This is a genomic window from Rhodococcus sp. ACS1, from assembly GCF_002300155.1.
In the GTDB taxonomy this organism is placed as follows: Bacteria; Actinomycetota; Actinomycetes; order Mycobacteriales; family Mycobacteriaceae; genus Rhodococcus_F; species Rhodococcus_F koreensis.
Genome location: NZ_NSDZ01000004.1, coordinates 1,638,432 through 1,653,642, shown reverse-complemented (window position 1 = coordinate 1,653,642; position 15,211 = coordinate 1,638,432). Strand labels below are relative to the sequence as shown.

Sequence of the window (15,211 nt, the reverse complement as noted above, 5' to 3'; positions counted from 1 at the left end):
GGGTCACGATCCCTTCGCCGGAACGATCTGCAGGTACACCATGGTCAGGATCAGGTTCGCGAAGAACAACAGCAGGAACGTGATCACCACCGACTGGTTCACCGCGTCACCGACGCCCTTGGGTCCACCCTTCGGATGGAGCCCCTTGTACGCGGCGATGACACCGGCGATGACACCGAAGACGGCCGCCTTGAGCTCGCCGACCCAGATGTCGGGAAGCTGCGCGAAGGCCGAGAACGATGCCAGGTACGCACCGGGATTACCCCCTTGGAGAATGACGTTGAAGAAGTAGCCACCCGCGATGCCGACGACCGACACCAGGCCGTTGAGCAGGATCGCGACGAGCACCATGGCGAGCACCCGGGGCACGACGAGTCGCTGAATCGGGTTGATGCCGAGCACTTCCATGGCGTCGATCTCTTCGCGGATCGTCCGCGCGCCGAGATCCGCCGTTACAGCCGAGCCCGCAGCTCCGGCCACCAGTAGTGCCGTCACCAGCGGGGACCCCTGCTGGATGACGGCGAGCACGCTGGCCGCTCCCGTGAACGACTCTGCACCGAGCTGTTTGATGAGCGATCCGGTCTGCAGTGACACCACTGCGCCGAACGGAATCGCGACCATGGCCGTGGGCAGGATCGTCACGCTGGCGATGAACCAGGCCTGTTCGATGAACTCGCGGAACTGGAATGGCCGTTTGAACGTGTTTCGTGCGACGTCGACGAAGAGCTCGACGATGTTTCCGGCCTGCGTCAGCGCACCGTTGACCGGCCGCAAGACCGAGCTGCGGGTAACCCCCATCCGATATGCCTACCCTTGCCCGTGAGTGGTGTTTTCGTATCCTTCGCCCCGGTATGCGGGGATGACCTGTGTGTCTTCCTGGCTGTATGCGTAGTCGTAACCGCCGCCGCCGTTTCCGCCGGAGGTCTCGTCGAGGCTTTCCTGGATCGCGATCTGCGCGTTCTCGGGCAGGGTGTGCATGATGTGCCGGACCCGTTCCTGACGACGGGCCACGGCCTGCCGGAACGGCATCCCCGGCGTCGCCTTCATCTGCGGTACGATCCCCTCGACGTCGTCGACACCACCGGCATGGTGACCGGCATCGACCATCGCCTGCTCCTGCGCCATCTGCGCCTCGTCCTTCTCCTCCGACATCCCGATCGGACCGATCATCGTGCCGTTCAGGAACTGCTTGACCACCGGCTCCTCGCTGGTGAGCAGCACCTCCCGCGGACCGAACATCACCAGATGCCGGCGGAACAACATCCCGATGTTGTCCGGCACCGTCCGAGCCAGATTGATGTTGTGCGACACGATCAGAATCGTCGCATCGATCTCCGCGTTGATGTCGATCAACGTCTGCGAAATGTAGGTGGTGCGCACCGGATCCAGACCCGAGTCCGGCTCGTCGACGAGAATGATCTGCGGATCCAGCACCAGCGCCCGCGCCAGCCCGGCACGCTTGCGCATACCACCGGAGATCTCGCCGGGCAGCTTGTCCTCGGCCCCGAGCAGGCCGACGAGTTCCATCTTCTCCATCACGATCTTGCGGATCTCGGACTCGGACTTCTTCGTGTGCTCGCGCAACGGGAACGCCACGTTGTCGAACAGGTTCATCGACCCGAACAGCGCACCGTCCTGGAACAGCACCCCGAACAACTTCCGGATCTCGTACAGCTCCTTCGAGGAGCACTCGAGAATGTTGGTGCCGTCGATGACGATCGACCCCTGCTCCGGACGGAGCAGACCGATCAGCGACTTCAGGAACACCGATTTACCCGTGCCCGACGGCCCGAGCAACGCACTGACCTCACCGGCCGGAAGGGTCAACGTGACGTCCTGCCAGATCCTCTGCGAGCCGAAGGACTTGGTCAGTCCCTCGACGGATACCTCGACTCCCACCATTACCTCCGCGACCGTTCGATGCACTCACCCCGTGTGGGTTGGGTCACTCTATCGCATCGACGTGTTACCTGTGACAAGGGATGCTACTCATGAGTAAGGAAGCATGCCAACTGCGGGTCTCACTATGCAAAACAACGCGTCTGAACTGGGATAACGGTAGCGAAATTTTTGATCGCGCGTCCCGCTTTCGGTCAGGAATCTCGACACTCCGAAGCCCCCCGAGGACGCAAAAAAGAGGGCCACTCCCCACGGATGGGGAGTGGCCCTCTTCGTCTGCTCGGTGAGCAGCGCGGGTGAGAGACCGTCTTACTTGACGGTGATCTTCGCGCCGGCAGCCTCGAGCTTCTCCTTGGCGGCGTCGGCCGCGTCCTTGGCAACCTTCTCCAGGATGGCCTTCGGAGCACCCTCGACGAGGTCCTTGGCTTCCTTCAGGCCGAGGCCGGAAACGACCTCGCGGACGACCTTGATGACCTGGATCTTCTTGTCGCCGGCCGACTCGAGGACGACGTCGAACTCGTCCTGCTCCTCAGCAGCCTCGGCGGCAGCCGGTGCTCCGCCTGCAGCGGCAACGGCGACCGGGGCAGCGGCGGTGACCTCGAAGGTCTCCTCGAATGCCTTCACGAACTCCGAGAGCTCGAGGAGGGTGAGCTCCTTGAACTGGTCCAACAACTCTTCGGTGCTGAGCTTCGCCATTGTGGCGGTCCTTCCTGTAAGTCCCATGTCGCTGATCCGCGACCGGGCGGGGTTATAGCAGTGATGCGCGGGTGCGGATCAGCTTTCGGCTGCAGCCTCGGCGGGAGCTTCGGCAGCTCCGCCTTCTGCGGCCTTCTTTTCCTGCAGAGCAGCGGCCAGACGGGCCACCTGCGAAGCAGGAGCGTTGAACAGGCCTGCGGCCTTTGCCAAGTTGCCCTTCATCGCGCCGGCAAGCTTGGCCAACAGGATCTCGCGGGACTCGAGGTCCGCGATCTTGTTGACCTCGTCCACGGACAGCGCAGCGCCGTCCATGTAGCCGCCCTTGATGATGAGCGCCTTGTTGTCCTTAGCGAAGTTCTTCAGAGCCTTCGCAGCATCGACGGGCTCGCCCTTGATGAATGCAATGGCGGTCGGACCGACGAAAAGGTCATCAAGGCCCTCGACGCCCGCCTCAGCAGCGGCACGCTTGACCAGGGTGTTCTTGGCGACGGAGTAGGTGGCACCTTCTCCGAGAGCGCGTCGCAGTGTCGTGATGTTGCCCACCGTCAGACCACGGTATTCCGTGATCACAGCAGCGGTCGAACCCTTGAACTGCTCGGTGATCTCCGCAACTGCGGAAACCTTCTCAGGCTTTGCCATACTTCGCCTCCTCTCATGACAGTCGTTATCCCACTTCGGAACCGCTGCGCACCGCCGGGTATCCCGGAGCACACAATCCACGACATGCAAAACGCCCCGGTGCAGGGCACACGGGGCGTGAAAGGAAGCCATTCGGCCAGGGCGCGAACCCACAACCGAAACGCATCCCCCTACCTCGTCCTCCTGCGTGGGCCGCCGGACATTCCCGGACTTTCAATCACACCCTTGCGGGAGCGATCACCAACGGTCTTGGGTAGAACATGATTTGGGGTGAAGCTCGAATAGTGCATCGAACTCCGCAGGTCAGATTACGGCATGTCCTGCTCAACCGCCAAATCGCGGCCGGACCCTGACGTAGAGACGTGACCGGCGTCACCTTTCGGACGGGACTGTGACCCATCAGACCGAAGTTGGGATCAATTACCTGTTACGTCACGTAACATGTATGAGCTAGCTTTTTCTCATGACAATCCTCGAAGCCCGAGCCGTCGTGGCCGGGTCCCGGACGCGCCGCTTCCTCGCGCTCGCCGTGATCTGCCTGGCCGAACTGCTGGTCGTGCTCGACAACACCATCGTCAACGTCGCTCTCCCCTCGATCGGCGTCGAACTCCGTACCAGCGTCAGCGGCCTGCAATGGGTCGTCGACGCCTACACACTGACGTTCGCCGGGCTGCTCCTGGCGTTCGGCAACCTCGGCGACCGCTATGGGCGTCGACGCGTCATGGTCATCGGCCTGATCGGCGTCGCCGTCATGTCGATCGCGGGCGCCAACGCCGAGAGTCTGGGCCAGGTCATCGCGGCCCGCGCCGCGATGGGTGTCTTCGCCGCCGCCGTCTTCCCCGCGACCCTCGCCCTCGTCATCAACATCTTCACCGACGTGCGGGAACGAGCGCTGGCCATCGCCGCCTGGACCGCGATGGCCGGATTCGCGATCGCCATCGGCCCGATGGCCGGTGGGTGGCTGCTCGAGCACTTCAGCTGGCACTCCGTCTTCTGGATCAATGTGCCGATCGCCGTAGTCGCGGCGATTGCGACGCTCATGTTGGTGCCGGAATCGCGTGCCTCCGTCATCGGGCGCATGGACCTCCTCGGCATCGCAGCCTCGATCACCGGCATCACCGTCCTCGTGTGGGCGATCATCGAAGCCCCTCACCACGGGTGGACGTCGGCCGTCACCGTCGGCGCCGTCGCGCTCTCGATCGCGGTACTGACCGGATTCGTCTTCTGGGAGTTGCGCACCGACCACCCCGTCCTCGACCTGCGACTGTTCCGCAACCGACGGTTCTCCCTGCCCGCCCTCGCGATCGCCATCGGGTACTTCTCGATGTTCGGTTTCCTGTTCCTCATCACGCAGTACTTCCAGGGTGTCCGCGAGTACACGCCGTTCGAGTTCGGTGTCGCCTCGCTGCCGTTCGCGGTGTCGGTGGCGGTCGGCGCCCCGATCGCCACACTGCTGGCGCAGCGGGTCGGGACCACCCCGGTGATCGTGTTCGGTCTCCTCCTGACCGGGGTCGGCCTGTACCTCGGGGGCCAGGTTGCCGTCGACAGCAGTTACCTGACGGACGTGCTCCCGTCGATGGTGTCGATGGCGCTGGGCCTGGCCATCGTGCAGGGACCGGCAACCGAGTCGATCATGGCGTCGCTGCCACTCGACGAGGCCGGAGCGGGGTCGGCCGTGAACGACACGACCAGGGAAATCGGAGGAACGCTCGGGGTCGCCGTGCTCGGATCGATCGTCGCGTCGTACTACGCGACGACGATGAGTCCACTGCTCGACCGCATTCCGGCCGCATTGATGAACGACGACGAGAAAGGTTTCGCCGGCGCCACGGTCCTGAGTGTGCTCGAGATCCGCAAGCGCGAGATCCCGCCGTTCCTCGAGCAGCAGCGTGAGAATCTCATCCTCACCATGAAGACAACGGTCCTGCAGGGTTCGCACACCGCATCGCTCGTCGCGGCGGGCGCCGTCGTGGTCTGCGCGGTCGTCGTCGCGATCTTCATGCCCTGGGTGCCGGCCCGCACGGACTCCGTGATGCTGGCGTGGCGGAAGAAGACCGAACCGGAGACCGCCGACGAGAACTGAACCCGGAAAAAGCAGTTCGGCCGGTACGGAAGATTTCCGTACCGGCCGAACTGTGTGTAGCGAGACTTACGCGTCGGCATCCTCGAGAAGGTTGCGGGTGCGGTTCGGGTCCACCGGGATGCCCGGGCCGGTGGTGGTCGAAACGGTGACCTTCTTGACGTAGCGGCCCTTCGCGGAGGACGGCTTCGCACGCAGGATCTCGTCCAGCGCGGCGCCGTAGTTCTCCACCAGCTTGGCGTCGTCGAACGATGCCTTGCCGATCACGAAGTGCAGGTTGGCCTGCTTGTCGACGCGGAAGTTGATCTTTCCGCCCTTGATGTCCGCGACGGCCTTCGTGACGTCAGCCGTCACGGTGCCGGTCTTCGGGTTCGGCATCAGGCCACGCGGTCCGAGGACGCGGGCGATGCGGCCGACCTTGGCCATCTGATCGGGAGTCGCGATGGCGGCGTCGAAATCGAGCCATCCACCCTGGATCCGCTCGATGAGGTCCTCGGCGCCGACGGCGTCGGCTCCAGCTGCCTCGGCCTCGGCAGCCTTCTCTCCGACTGCGAACACGATGACGCGGGCGGTCTTACCGGTGCCGTGCGGCAGGTTGACCGTGCCGCGAACCATCTGGTCCGCCTTGCGGGGGTCGACGCCCAGACGAACTGCAACCTCGACGGTCGCGTCCATCTTGCTCGACGACGTCTCCTTCGCCAGCTTCGCAGCCTGCAGCGGGCTGTACAGCTTGTCGAAGTCGATCTTCTCAGCGGCGGCGAGATACGCCTTGCTGCGCTTTGCCATTTCTTCTGTCCTAACTTCTCACCGCAGTGTGTGTCTTGTCTGCGGTGGTGAATGGTTCAGTAGTGGTCTGGGCCTGGCCGGCCCTCCCACGCTTTCTTCGACGGCGGTGCCGTCAATCGATCTTCGACGGCGGTACCGTCGATCGATCAGGGCTGACTCAACCGTCGACCGTGATACCCATCGAGCGTGCGGTGCCGGCGATGATCTTCGCGGCCTGCTCGATGTCGTTCGCGTTGAGGTCTTCCTGCTTGGTCTTCGCGATTTCGCGCACCTGATCCATGGTCACGGAAGCGACCTTGGTCTTGTGCGGCTCGCCGGAGCCCTTCTGCACGCCAGCAGCCTTGAGCAGCAGCTTGGCAGCCGGAGGGGTCTTCAGCTTGAAATCGAAGGTCCGGTCTTCGTAGACCGAGATCTCGACCGGCACCACGTTGCCGCGCTGGGACTCAGTCGCCGCGTTGTAGGCCTTGCAGAACTCCATGATGTTCACGCCGTGCTGACCAAGCGCGGGACCCACGGGCGGTGCAGGGTTAGCCTGACCGGCCTGGATCTGAAGCTTGATGAGCCCTGCGAGCTTCTTCTTCTTGGGGGGCATCTCGTTTTCCTAATTCTTGCTGGGTGTGTTTCTTGCTACTGCAGTGCAAGTATGTGCCGCTAGATCTTCGCGACCTGCGTGAAGGACAACTCGACCGGAGTCTCGCGACCGAAGATCGAGACGAGGACCTTGAGCTTCTGCTGCTCGGCGTTGACCTCGCTGATGCTGGCGGGCAGCGTGGCGAACGGGCCGTCCATGACGGTGACCGACTCGCCGACCTCGAAGTCGACCTCGATGAGCGGTTTCGCGAAGCTCTCTCCGCCGGTCTCGCCGGCCGACACGGTTGCCGCGGCAGCCTGCTTCTTCTGCTCCTGCTGCGGGAGCAGGAACTTGGTCACCTCGTTGAGGGTCAGCGGGGACGGACGCGACGTCGCACCGACGAATCCGGTGACGCCGGGCGTGTTGCGCACAGCTCCCCAGGACTCGTCGTTGAGATCCATGCGGACCAGGATGTAGCCGGGCAGAACCTTGCGGTTGACCTGCTTGCGCTGTCCGTTCTTGATCTCGGTGACCTCTTCGGTGGGAACTTCCACCTGGAAGATGTAGTCGCCGACGTCGAGGTTCTGGACACGGGTCTCGAGGTTGGCCTTGACCTTGTTCTCGTAGCCCGCGTAGGAGTGAATGACGTACCAGTCACCGGGTGCGCGACGCAGCGCGGCCTTGAGTTCCGCAACGGGATCCTCGGGCTCTTCGGCGGTCACAGCCTCTTCGGCGGTCACGGCCTCCTCGTCGGCGACAGCTTCCTCGTCGGCTTCTGCCTCGTCCTCGGCTTCAGCCTCGTCCTCGATGATCTCGTCGGCCGGGGCGTCGTCGGCGACGTCGTCACCGAAGAATTCCGCGGCTTCGGTGCCCTCGTCGGCAGCCTCGACATCCACTTCGGCTGCCGCCTCGGCAGAAACACGCTCTTCGGCCAAGGCCTCATTCGTGTCGTTCTCGGGGGTGCTCACTGGGGCACTCGCTTCCTCTCGTCACTCACATACTTCGGATCCACCGGGGCGGATTCCGTCAACCGAACAACCAGGTGACGCCCTTGATGACCGCCAGATCCAACACGCCGATGAACGTCACCATGAACACCACGAATGCCAGGACGACGCTGGTGTAGGTGATCATCTGCTTGCGATTGGGCCAGATGACCTTGCGCAGCTCGGCGATGACCTCGCGGAAGAACCGGCGCAGGCGCTTGAAGATGTTTTCCTTGCGCGGCTTGTCGGCGCGATCCTTCTTCGCCGGCTTGACCTTGGTGGTCGTGTCCGACTTCGACTGTTCCGGTGCCTTCACGGAACTCGCGGCGACCTCGGTGCCTGCCGGAGAACGACGGCCCTGGCGCTTACCGCTGGGCTTTCCCGAGGGAGTGGCGGAACGCGTGGTGGTGGCGTCGGCCGCGGTGTCGTCGGCACCGTCCGGGCGCGTGGACCCTGAAGTGTCGCCGTCGCGCTTGGCGCGCTCCTCGCTCACGTCGTTCCTCTCAGTCGCTGGCATCCGGGGGCAGGGGCGACAGGACTTGAACCTGCAACCTGCGGTTTTGGAGACCGCTGCTCTGCCAGTTGAGCTACGCCCCTTTGGTCGGGAGAGCTGGTCCGAATCTAGCCTCGGACCAATTCTTGACCGACCTCTCTGTGATTACATGACACGCGCGCCACCCTTGCCGGCCGTACAGCACCGTAGGGCAGCGCGCAGCGCTGAGTAATCCCAGAAATCTCAGTGTACTTCAAAGCCCCGGAACAAACCCAATCCACCCGGCCGTCAGGCCAGACGGACCGTTGCGGTGGCGCGACCGAAGATCTTCTTCCCCTCGGAACGCGCCACGATCGCGACTACTGCTGTCTTGCTTTCTTCGTCGAGCGACTTCACCTTACCGGTGTACTCGACCTGCGCGGCCTCGTCCTCACGGACGTAGACCGAGCTCGTGAAACGAACGTTGTATTCCTTGACCGCACCCGGATCGCCGAGCCAGGACGTGACGAAACCGCCGCCGAGACCCATGGTGAGCATTCCGTGCGCGATCACGTTGTCCAGACCGGCGAGCTTGACGACCTCGTCGCTCCAGTGGATCGGGTTCGGATCGCCGGACACGCCCGCGTAGTTGACGAGGTCGCCACGCGTGAGCTTCACGATGCGCTCGGGGAGTTCCTCACCCACCGAGACGTCCTCGAACTTACGAAGCGCCATGCATGATCACGTCCTTGACTGCGTGAGCGATGTTCTCGTCGACCTCGCCACCGGTACGCGCGACCAGCGTCGTCCACGTGGTCTGGACGAGTTCGTCGTACTGATCGGTGACGATGTTCTTGGTGACGATGATGTCGCTGCCACCCATCTGACGGAACGACTCCAGGTAGACGTCACAGACCAGTCGGTCGCCGACCTTGATCGGCTTGTGGAATTCGAGCCGCTGGTCGGTCTGGAGGATCTGACTCGGGTCGTAGCCGGTGACGATCTCCTTGAAGAGGCGTCCCTGAGCGATGATGCCGACGAGCGAGATGAACGTCAGAGGAGCGAGGAGACCGTCGTAGCCGAGGCCCTTGGCGGCTTCCTCGTCGTGGTGAGCGGGGTGCCAGTCCTGCACGGCACGCGCGTACTCGCGCACCTTCTCGCGTCCGACCTCGTAGAAGTCGTCGACGCGGTAGTGGTGCCCGACCATCGCCAGTGCGTGCGCGGCAGGATCAGCAGGAACAGCCGCGGGCGCGTAGGCCTCTGTCTCTGTCACAGTGTCAGTCACGCGAAAGAACCTCTTCTACCCTTGACGTCAGCGCGTGAGGGCAGCCTAGAGGACTCCCTTCGCGAACGCAGCCCTTGTCCGGACCGTGTTACTTGGACTCGCGATGTGACTGGTGAGTTCCGCAGTTCGGGCAGAACTTCTTGATCTCCAGGCGATCGGGGTCGTTACGCCGATTCTTCTTGGTGATGTAGTTGCGGTGCTTGCATACCTCGCAGGCCAAAGTGATCTTGGGCCGAACGTCAGTCGAGGAGGCCACGGGATGCCTTCTTTCGGGTGAATCTGATTACGAACAATCAGGGTGGATCATGCATATTGTGTAGCGGTGACCGGACTTGAACCGGCGACGCAACGATTATGAGTCGTTTGCTCTACCAACTGAGCTACACCGCCTCGGTGTCGAGTGTCGCGCACCAGGCGCTCCACTTCAATCCAGCGAGCCCCCTAACGGAATCGAACCGTTGACCTTTTCCTTACCATGGAAACGCTCTGCCGACTGAGCTAAGGGGGCGTGCTTCGCTCGCACATCGCTGCGCGCTGAAGCCTTGACGAGATTACACAGAAGTTCCGACCAGAAACAAATTGGCTGGTCAGCGGCTTTCGTAAGTCGCTGCACCCGACACTACGCGTCTCCGGCCCGGTCCGGGCCGGGTCGGCGGGCCCGGCACCCCGTCTCACCCACGAACGGCCCGGCCTCACCCACGAACGACAGAACCCCGGTGAGCTGTCGCTCACCGGGGTTCTGTGTGTGGCAGATGTAGGATTCGAACCTACGTAGGCATAAGCCGACGGATTTACAGTCCGCTCCCATTGGCCGCTCGGGCAATCTGCCGGGGTTGCACGAGGAGCGCGAAATCTGTGGGAAATCGCTCTCCGCTGCGGAAAGAAGAATACAACGAACGGCCCCCCGTTTTGCAAACCGGGTGGATACGGGCGGTTGCGAACCGATAGCGTCGAATCTGCTCGCCGGCATTCGGCGGGTCCCCGGCCGGGTCGCGGCGGGGAGAACTAGACGAAACCGGGAGTGTGAAGTGGCTGATTCGTCCTTCGATGTGGTGAGCAAGGTCGAGCGTCAAGAGGTGGACAACGCCCTGCATCAGGCCGGCAAGGAACTGTCGACCCGGTTCGACTTCCGGAACACGGGAGCATCGATCGAATGGTCCGGCGAGGAAACCATCACCCTGACGGCCGACACGGAGGAGCGACTGCTCGCCGCCCTGGACGTCTTCAAGGAGAAGCTGATCCGGCGTGACATCTCTCTGAAGGCGTTCGACGCGGGCGAGCCGGCGCAGTCCGGGAAGATCTACAAGCTGTCCGGCAGCCTCGTCCAGGGCATCACCACGGAGAACGCCAAGAAGATCACCAAGAAGATCCGCGACGAGGGCCCCAAGGGCGTCAAGGCGCAGATCCAGGGTGACGAGCTGCGCGTGAGCAGCAAGAAGCGCGACGACCTGCAGGCCGTCATCTCCCTGCTGAAGGGTGAGGACTTCGGGATCGCGCTGCAGTTCGTGAACTACCGGTAGGCGCTGCGCGCCCGTGCGTGGTTGACGAGTCCCTGCACTCGTCGACCACGCACGGGCGGCGAAGCCGCCTACCTGCCTGCCATGCGCTCGAGGCGCTCGATCCGCTCGGCCATCGGCGGGTGGGTGGAGAACATCCGGCTCATCTTCTCGCCGGTGCGGAACGGGTTGGCGATCATCAGGTGCGACTGCGCGGCGAGCTGAGGCTCCGGCGGCAGAGGCGCGGCCTGCGTGCCACGCTCCAGCTTCCGTAGCGCCGACGCCAGCGCCAGAGGGTCGCCCGTGAGTTCGGCGCCCGACTGGTCGGCCTGGAACTCCCGGGACCGTGACACCGCGAGCTTGACGACGGTCGCGGCGATAGGCCCCAGCAGCGACACCAGGAGCAGCGCGATCGGGTTCGCGCCCTGTCCCCCGCCGCGGCCGCCGAACATGTTGGCGAACATGGCGAAGTTCGCGAGTCCCGACACGACGGCCGCCATCGCGCCTGCGACCGACGAGATCAGGATGTCGCGGTTGTAGACGTGCGACAGCTCGTGCCCGAGCACGGCCCGGAGCTCCCGCTCGTCGAGGATCTGCAGGATGCCGCTGGTGCAGCAGACCGCCGCGTGACGGGGGCTGCGCCCGGTGGCGAACGCGTTGGGCGCGCTGGTGGGGCTGATGTAGAGCCGCGGCATCGGCTGGTGCGCGGTGGTCGCCAGTTCCCGGACGATGCGGTAGATGACCGGTGCCTGCACCTCGGTGATCGGCTGGGCATGCATGGCCTTGAGCGCCATCTTGTCGCTGTTGAAGAACACGTACGCGTTCATGCCGACTGCGAACACGATGGCCAGCAGCAGGATGGTCGGGTTGCGGAACAGGGCGCCGATGAACACGATCAGCGCCGACATGCCGACCAACAGAACCAGAGTCTTCGCCCCGTTTGCGTAGCGCACGTCACGCCTTCCTTGTCGTTGTCACCCGATCACGGTCGTCCGAGTTTCGAGATCTTGATCATTCAACGAAACACGGTGGCGGGACGGTTCCCGTTCGGCGAACGAGATCGGGTGAAGACGAGTCCGGGTACTGACGATACGGCTCAGCCGACGCGCTCGATCGTGTAATCGACGAGCTTCACGAGGGCGTCGTTGGCGGGGCCCTGCGGCAGTTCGGCGAGCTGGGCGCGGGCCTGGACCGCGAACTCCTCGAGCTTCGCCTTGGCGGCCGCCATGCCGGGTGAGCGTTCGAGGAGGGCGAGCGCCTCCGCGACGTCGTCGTCGTTGGTGACGGGGCCGTCGAGGAGCACGCGCAGGCGGTCGGCCTCGGGACCCTCGTCGCGCAGCGCGTACAGGACGGGCAGCGTGTGCACGCCCTCGCGCAGGTCGGTTCCGGGGGTCTTGCCGGACTGTGCCGAGACCGACGAGATGTCGATGATGTCGTCGGAGATCTGGAAGGCGGTGCCCACGGCGTCACCGAGCCGTTCGAGCCGCTTCACGTGATCGGCGTCCGCACCGGAGAACGTGCCGCCGAAGCGCCCGCACGCCGCGATCAGCGAACCGGTCTTCTCCCAGACCACCTTGAGGTAGTGCTCGACCGGATCCTGCTCGCCGCGGAGCCCGATCGTCTCGCGCATCTGGCCCGTCACGAGTTCGGCGAACGTCTCGGCGATGATGCGCACCGCCTCGGGGCCGAGGGTCGACACGAGACGCGACGCGTGGGCGAACAGGTAGTCGCCGGCGAGGATGGCGACGCTGTTGCCCCACCGCGAGTTCGCGCTGGGCGCACCGCGGCGCATCGTGGCCTCGTCCATCACGTCGTCGTGGTACAGGGTGGCGAGGTGGACCAGTTCGACGACGGTGGCCGCCGTGACCACCGACGGGTCGGAGGCCTTCGGTCCGAGCTGGGCGGTGAGCACCGTGAAGAGGGGGCGGAAACGCTTGCCTCCCGCCTTCGCGAGATGCAATGCCGCCTCCGTCAGGAAATCCTCCCCGTCGGAGAGTTCACTGACCAGCAGTTCCTCGACTTGCTTCAGTCCTTCACGGACCGTGGCGGCGAGCTGCGGGTCGCCGAGATCGATCCCGGCGACCGTAGTGCCCACTACAGCGTCGGCAGCGGTGTGTGCTGCGCCCTCGGTGCTCACGTTCTCAGTACCCATTCCTGTCGTCAGTGACGGCGCGGCTCCGCGCCGTCGGTGGCGGCTCGGCTACCACGGTAGTGAACCTAGCGGTTCCGCCGCCCGTCGGCCTCGCCGCGGTCGTGTAGCGGAGCCTGACAGGATGTAGGCGTGGTCGCAGCAGAACAGTCGCCCGCGGGATCCCCGCTTCCCACCGCCACCGACGTCCTCGTCATCGGTGCTGGTCCGGCCGGGTCCTCGGCCGCCGCCTGGGCGGCACGCGCGGGACGCGACGTGGTCCTCGCCGACGCGGCGGTGTTTCCCCGCGACAAGACGTGTGGCGACGGACTCACCCCCCGCGCTGTCGCCGAGCTCGACCATCTCGGCCTCGGCGACTGGGTGCGGTCGAAGGGCACCAATCGCGGGCTGAGGCTCAGCGGGTTCGGGCAGGAGCTCGAACTCGAGTGGCCGGGCAGGTCGTTCCCGGCCGTCGGCAGCGCCGTGGCCCGCACCGAGCTGGACGACCGGATCCGCGCGACCGCCGTCGACGCCGGCGCCGTCATGGTGCAGGGCGCCAAGGCGATCGGCGTCGAACGCGGCGGTGACCGGGTGACGGCGGTGACCCTGAAAACGTCCGACGGGACCCACACCGTCGGCTGCCGGACGCTGATCGTCGCCGACGGCGTCCGGTCGACCCTCGGCAAGCAGCTGGGTCGCGAATGGCACCGGGACACGGCGTACGGTGTGGCCGCGCGCGCCTACATCGCCACCGACCGCAGCGCCGACCCGTGGATCACGTCCCACCTCGAACTGCGGGACGCCGCCGGGACGCTGCAGTCGGGCTACGGCTGGGTGTTCCCCCTGGGCACCGGCGAGGTGAACATCGGCGTCGGCACCCTGGCCACCGCCAAACGTCCGGCCCCGGGCGCGCTACGCCCCCTCCTGGACCTGTACACGGCGCAGCGCCGCGAAGAGTGGAACTGGGACGGGGAGTTGCGGGCCGTCGCGTCGGCGTTGCTGCCGATGGGAGGTGCGGTGTCGCACATCGCAGGCCGGAACTGGGCGATCATCGGCGACGCGGCCGCGTGTGTGAATCCGCTGAACGGCGAGGGCATCGACTACGGGCTCGAAGGCGGGCGCCTCGTCGCGGAGATCCTCGACGCCGACGACCTGACCCAGCTGTGGCCGTCGATCCTGAGGGAGCGGTACGGCCGGGCGTTCTCCGTGGCCCGGCGACTCGCCGGACTCCTGACCGTGCCCCGGGTCCTGCCCGCGTCCGGCCCGGTGGCGATGCGGTCCCGCGCGCTGATGACCGTCGCGGTGCGTGTGATGGGCAACCTCGTCACCGAGGAGGACAGCGACCTCACCGCCCGCGCGTGGCGGGCATCCGGCCTGGTGTCGCAGAAGGTCGACTCGCGACCGCTGTTCGGCTGACGGTCAGCGCGTGGCGCGGTGCAGGGCGACCACGCCGCCGGTGAGGTTGCGCCACTGCACGTTCCGCCAGCCGGCCGCCTCGATGCGCAGCGCGAGTTCCTGCTGGGTGGGCCAGGCGCGGATGGACTCGGCGAGGTACACGTAGGCGTCGGGGTTGCTGCTGACGGCGCGCGCGACCCGCGGCAGCGCCTTCATCAGGTACTCCATGTAGACCGTGCGGAAGGGCCCGAACACCGGCGTCGAGAACTCGCTCACCACGAGACGCCCACCCGGTTTGGTGACCCGGGCGATCTCGCGGAGGCCGGCGTCGAAGTCGGAGACGTTGCGCAGCCCGAAGGAGATGGTGGCGGCGTCGAACACGGCGTCGGCGTAGGGCAGGTGCATCGCGTCGCCCGCGACCATCGGCACCTGGCGGCCGCTGCCTGCCTGCAGCATCCCCTTGGAGAAATCGGTGGCCACACACCAGGCGCCCGACCGTCCGAGTTCGACGGTGGACACGCCGGTCCCGGCGGCGAGGTCGAGAACCCGCTCCCCCGGCTTCAGTGCCAGGGCCGAACGCGTCGCCTTGCGCCAACTGCGGTCCTGGCCGAACGAGAGGATCGTGTTGGTGAGGTCGTAGCGCTTCGCGACGCCGTCGAACATCGACGCGACCTCGTGCGGATCCTTTTCGAGCGACGCCCGCGAACCGTGTGTAGTTGCCACGCCCGAAACGCTACCAACCGTGCCCGGCGCCGGCGTCGGCGCCGGGCACGGTGGC

17 protein-coding genes and 4 tRNA genes are annotated in these 15,211 nt (G+C 65.2%); 3 read left to right on the top strand and 18 right to left on the bottom strand.

Translation table 11 applies throughout. The features are described 5' to 3' along the window. Positions 1-3: 3 nt before the first annotated feature. From CJ179_RS19960 to rplJ, 4 genes are all read right to left on the bottom strand, one after another. Positions 4-798, bottom strand: a complete 795-nt coding sequence (locus CJ179_RS19960) for an ABC transporter permease (RefSeq protein ID WP_005252107.1) — start codon at positions 796-798, stop codon at positions 4-6. 9 nt (positions 799-807) lie between these two features. Next, positions 808-1,902, bottom strand: a complete 1,095-nt coding sequence (locus CJ179_RS19955) for an ABC transporter ATP-binding protein (RefSeq protein WP_072940034.1) — start codon at positions 1,900-1,902, stop codon at positions 808-810. Between the two features lie 306 nt (positions 1,903-2,208). Next, complete coding sequence (gene rplL, locus CJ179_RS19950; RefSeq protein ID WP_005252104.1) at positions 2,209-2,595, bottom strand: 50S ribosomal protein L7/L12; 387 nt, start codon at positions 2,593-2,595, stop codon at positions 2,209-2,211. Between the two features lie 78 nt (positions 2,596-2,673). After that, positions 2,674-3,234, bottom strand: coding sequence for a 50S ribosomal protein L10 (rplJ, locus tag CJ179_RS19945; protein WP_005252102.1), 561 nt, complete (start codon positions 3,232-3,234; stop codon positions 2,674-2,676). Positions 3,235-3,697: 463 nt separating this feature from the next. Here rplJ and CJ179_RS19940 point away from each other — a divergent pair, with 463 nt between their 5' ends. Then, on the top strand, positions 3,698-5,317 hold the full coding sequence (locus CJ179_RS19940; RefSeq protein WP_095862575.1) for an MFS transporter: 1,620 nt from the start codon (positions 3,698-3,700) through the stop codon (positions 5,315-5,317). A gap of 66 nt (positions 5,318-5,383) precedes the next feature. Here the strand turns inward: CJ179_RS19940 and rplA are convergent, their stop codons facing one another. From rplA to CJ179_RS19885, 11 genes are all read right to left on the bottom strand, one after another. Continuing rightward, positions 5,384-6,100 (bottom strand): 50S ribosomal protein L1, encoded by a 717-nt coding sequence (gene rplA / locus CJ179_RS19935; RefSeq protein ID WP_005252097.1) that lies wholly within the window; start codon positions 6,098-6,100, stop codon positions 5,384-5,386. A gap of 157 nt (positions 6,101-6,257) precedes the next feature. After that, positions 6,258-6,692, bottom strand: coding sequence for a 50S ribosomal protein L11 (gene rplK / locus CJ179_RS19930; RefSeq protein ID WP_005252095.1), 435 nt, complete (start codon positions 6,690-6,692; stop codon positions 6,258-6,260). A gap of 59 nt (positions 6,693-6,751) precedes the next feature. Next, entirely contained in the window at positions 6,752-7,639 is an 888-nt protein-coding gene (nusG, locus tag CJ179_RS19925; protein ID WP_095862574.1) for a transcription termination/antitermination protein NusG, read from the bottom strand. Between the two features lie 58 nt (positions 7,640-7,697). Next, positions 7,698-8,150 carry a preprotein translocase subunit SecE gene (gene secE / locus CJ179_RS19920; RefSeq protein ID WP_072940020.1) on the bottom strand — a complete coding sequence of 151 codons (453 nt, stop codon included), beginning with the start codon at positions 8,148-8,150 and terminating at the stop codon, positions 7,698-7,700. 31 nt (positions 8,151-8,181) lie between these two features. Then, a tRNA-Trp gene (locus tag CJ179_RS19915) sits at positions 8,182-8,254 on the bottom strand. 184 nt (positions 8,255-8,438) lie between these two features. Next, positions 8,439-8,864 (bottom strand): (3R)-hydroxyacyl-ACP dehydratase subunit HadB, encoded by a 426-nt coding sequence (gene hadB / locus CJ179_RS19910; RefSeq protein ID WP_005252091.1) that lies wholly within the window; start codon positions 8,862-8,864, stop codon positions 8,439-8,441. Beyond that, positions 8,851-9,414, bottom strand: a complete 564-nt coding sequence (gene hadA, locus CJ179_RS19905; RefSeq protein WP_072940017.1) for a (3R)-hydroxyacyl-ACP dehydratase subunit HadA — start codon at positions 9,412-9,414, stop codon at positions 8,851-8,853. The genes hadB and hadA overlap by 14 nt, the downstream gene beginning before the upstream one ends. Before the next feature lie 88 nt (positions 9,415-9,502). Beyond that, positions 9,503-9,670 carry a 50S ribosomal protein L33 gene (rpmG, locus tag CJ179_RS19900; RefSeq protein WP_005252089.1) on the bottom strand — a complete coding sequence of 56 codons (168 nt, stop codon included), beginning with the start codon at positions 9,668-9,670 and terminating at the stop codon, positions 9,503-9,505. Between the two features lie 61 nt (positions 9,671-9,731). Next, a tRNA-Met gene (locus tag CJ179_RS19895) sits at positions 9,732-9,804 on the bottom strand. Positions 9,805-9,849: 45 nt separating this feature from the next. After that, a tRNA-Thr gene (locus CJ179_RS19890) sits at positions 9,850-9,922 on the bottom strand. A gap of 238 nt (positions 9,923-10,160) precedes the next feature. Next, positions 10,161-10,243: transfer RNA gene (locus tag CJ179_RS19885), tRNA-Tyr, on the bottom strand. Positions 10,244-10,442: 199 nt separating this feature from the next. Here CJ179_RS19885 and CJ179_RS19880 point away from each other — a divergent pair. Next, complete coding sequence (locus tag CJ179_RS19880) at positions 10,443-10,934, top strand: YajQ family cyclic di-GMP-binding protein (protein WP_007298080.1); 492 nt, start codon at positions 10,443-10,445, stop codon at positions 10,932-10,934. Between the two features lie 68 nt (positions 10,935-11,002). Here CJ179_RS19880 and htpX read toward each other — a convergent pair whose 3' ends face one another. Further along, the gene (gene htpX, locus CJ179_RS19875) at positions 11,003-11,863 is read right to left on the bottom strand and encodes a zinc metalloprotease HtpX (RefSeq protein WP_072940014.1); all 861 of its coding nucleotides are present in this window, start codon (positions 11,861-11,863) and stop codon (positions 11,003-11,005) included. 143 nt (positions 11,864-12,006) lie between these two features. Then, complete coding sequence (locus CJ179_RS19870; RefSeq protein ID WP_072940011.1) at positions 12,007-13,062, bottom strand: polyprenyl synthetase family protein; 1,056 nt, start codon at positions 13,060-13,062, stop codon at positions 12,007-12,009. A 129-nt stretch (positions 13,063-13,191) separates the two neighbouring features. Between CJ179_RS19870 and CJ179_RS19865 the strand changes: the two genes are divergently transcribed. After that, complete coding sequence (locus tag CJ179_RS19865) at positions 13,192-14,454, top strand: geranylgeranyl reductase family protein (protein ID WP_072940008.1); 1,263 nt, start codon at positions 13,192-13,194, stop codon at positions 14,452-14,454. Positions 14,455-14,457: 3 nt separating this feature from the next. Here CJ179_RS19865 and CJ179_RS19860 read toward each other — a convergent pair whose 3' ends face one another. Next, the gene (locus CJ179_RS19860; RefSeq protein WP_072940005.1) at positions 14,458-15,156 is read right to left on the bottom strand and encodes a demethylmenaquinone methyltransferase; all 699 of its coding nucleotides are present in this window, start codon (positions 15,154-15,156) and stop codon (positions 14,458-14,460) included. Between the last annotated feature and the right edge of the window lie 55 nt (positions 15,157-15,211).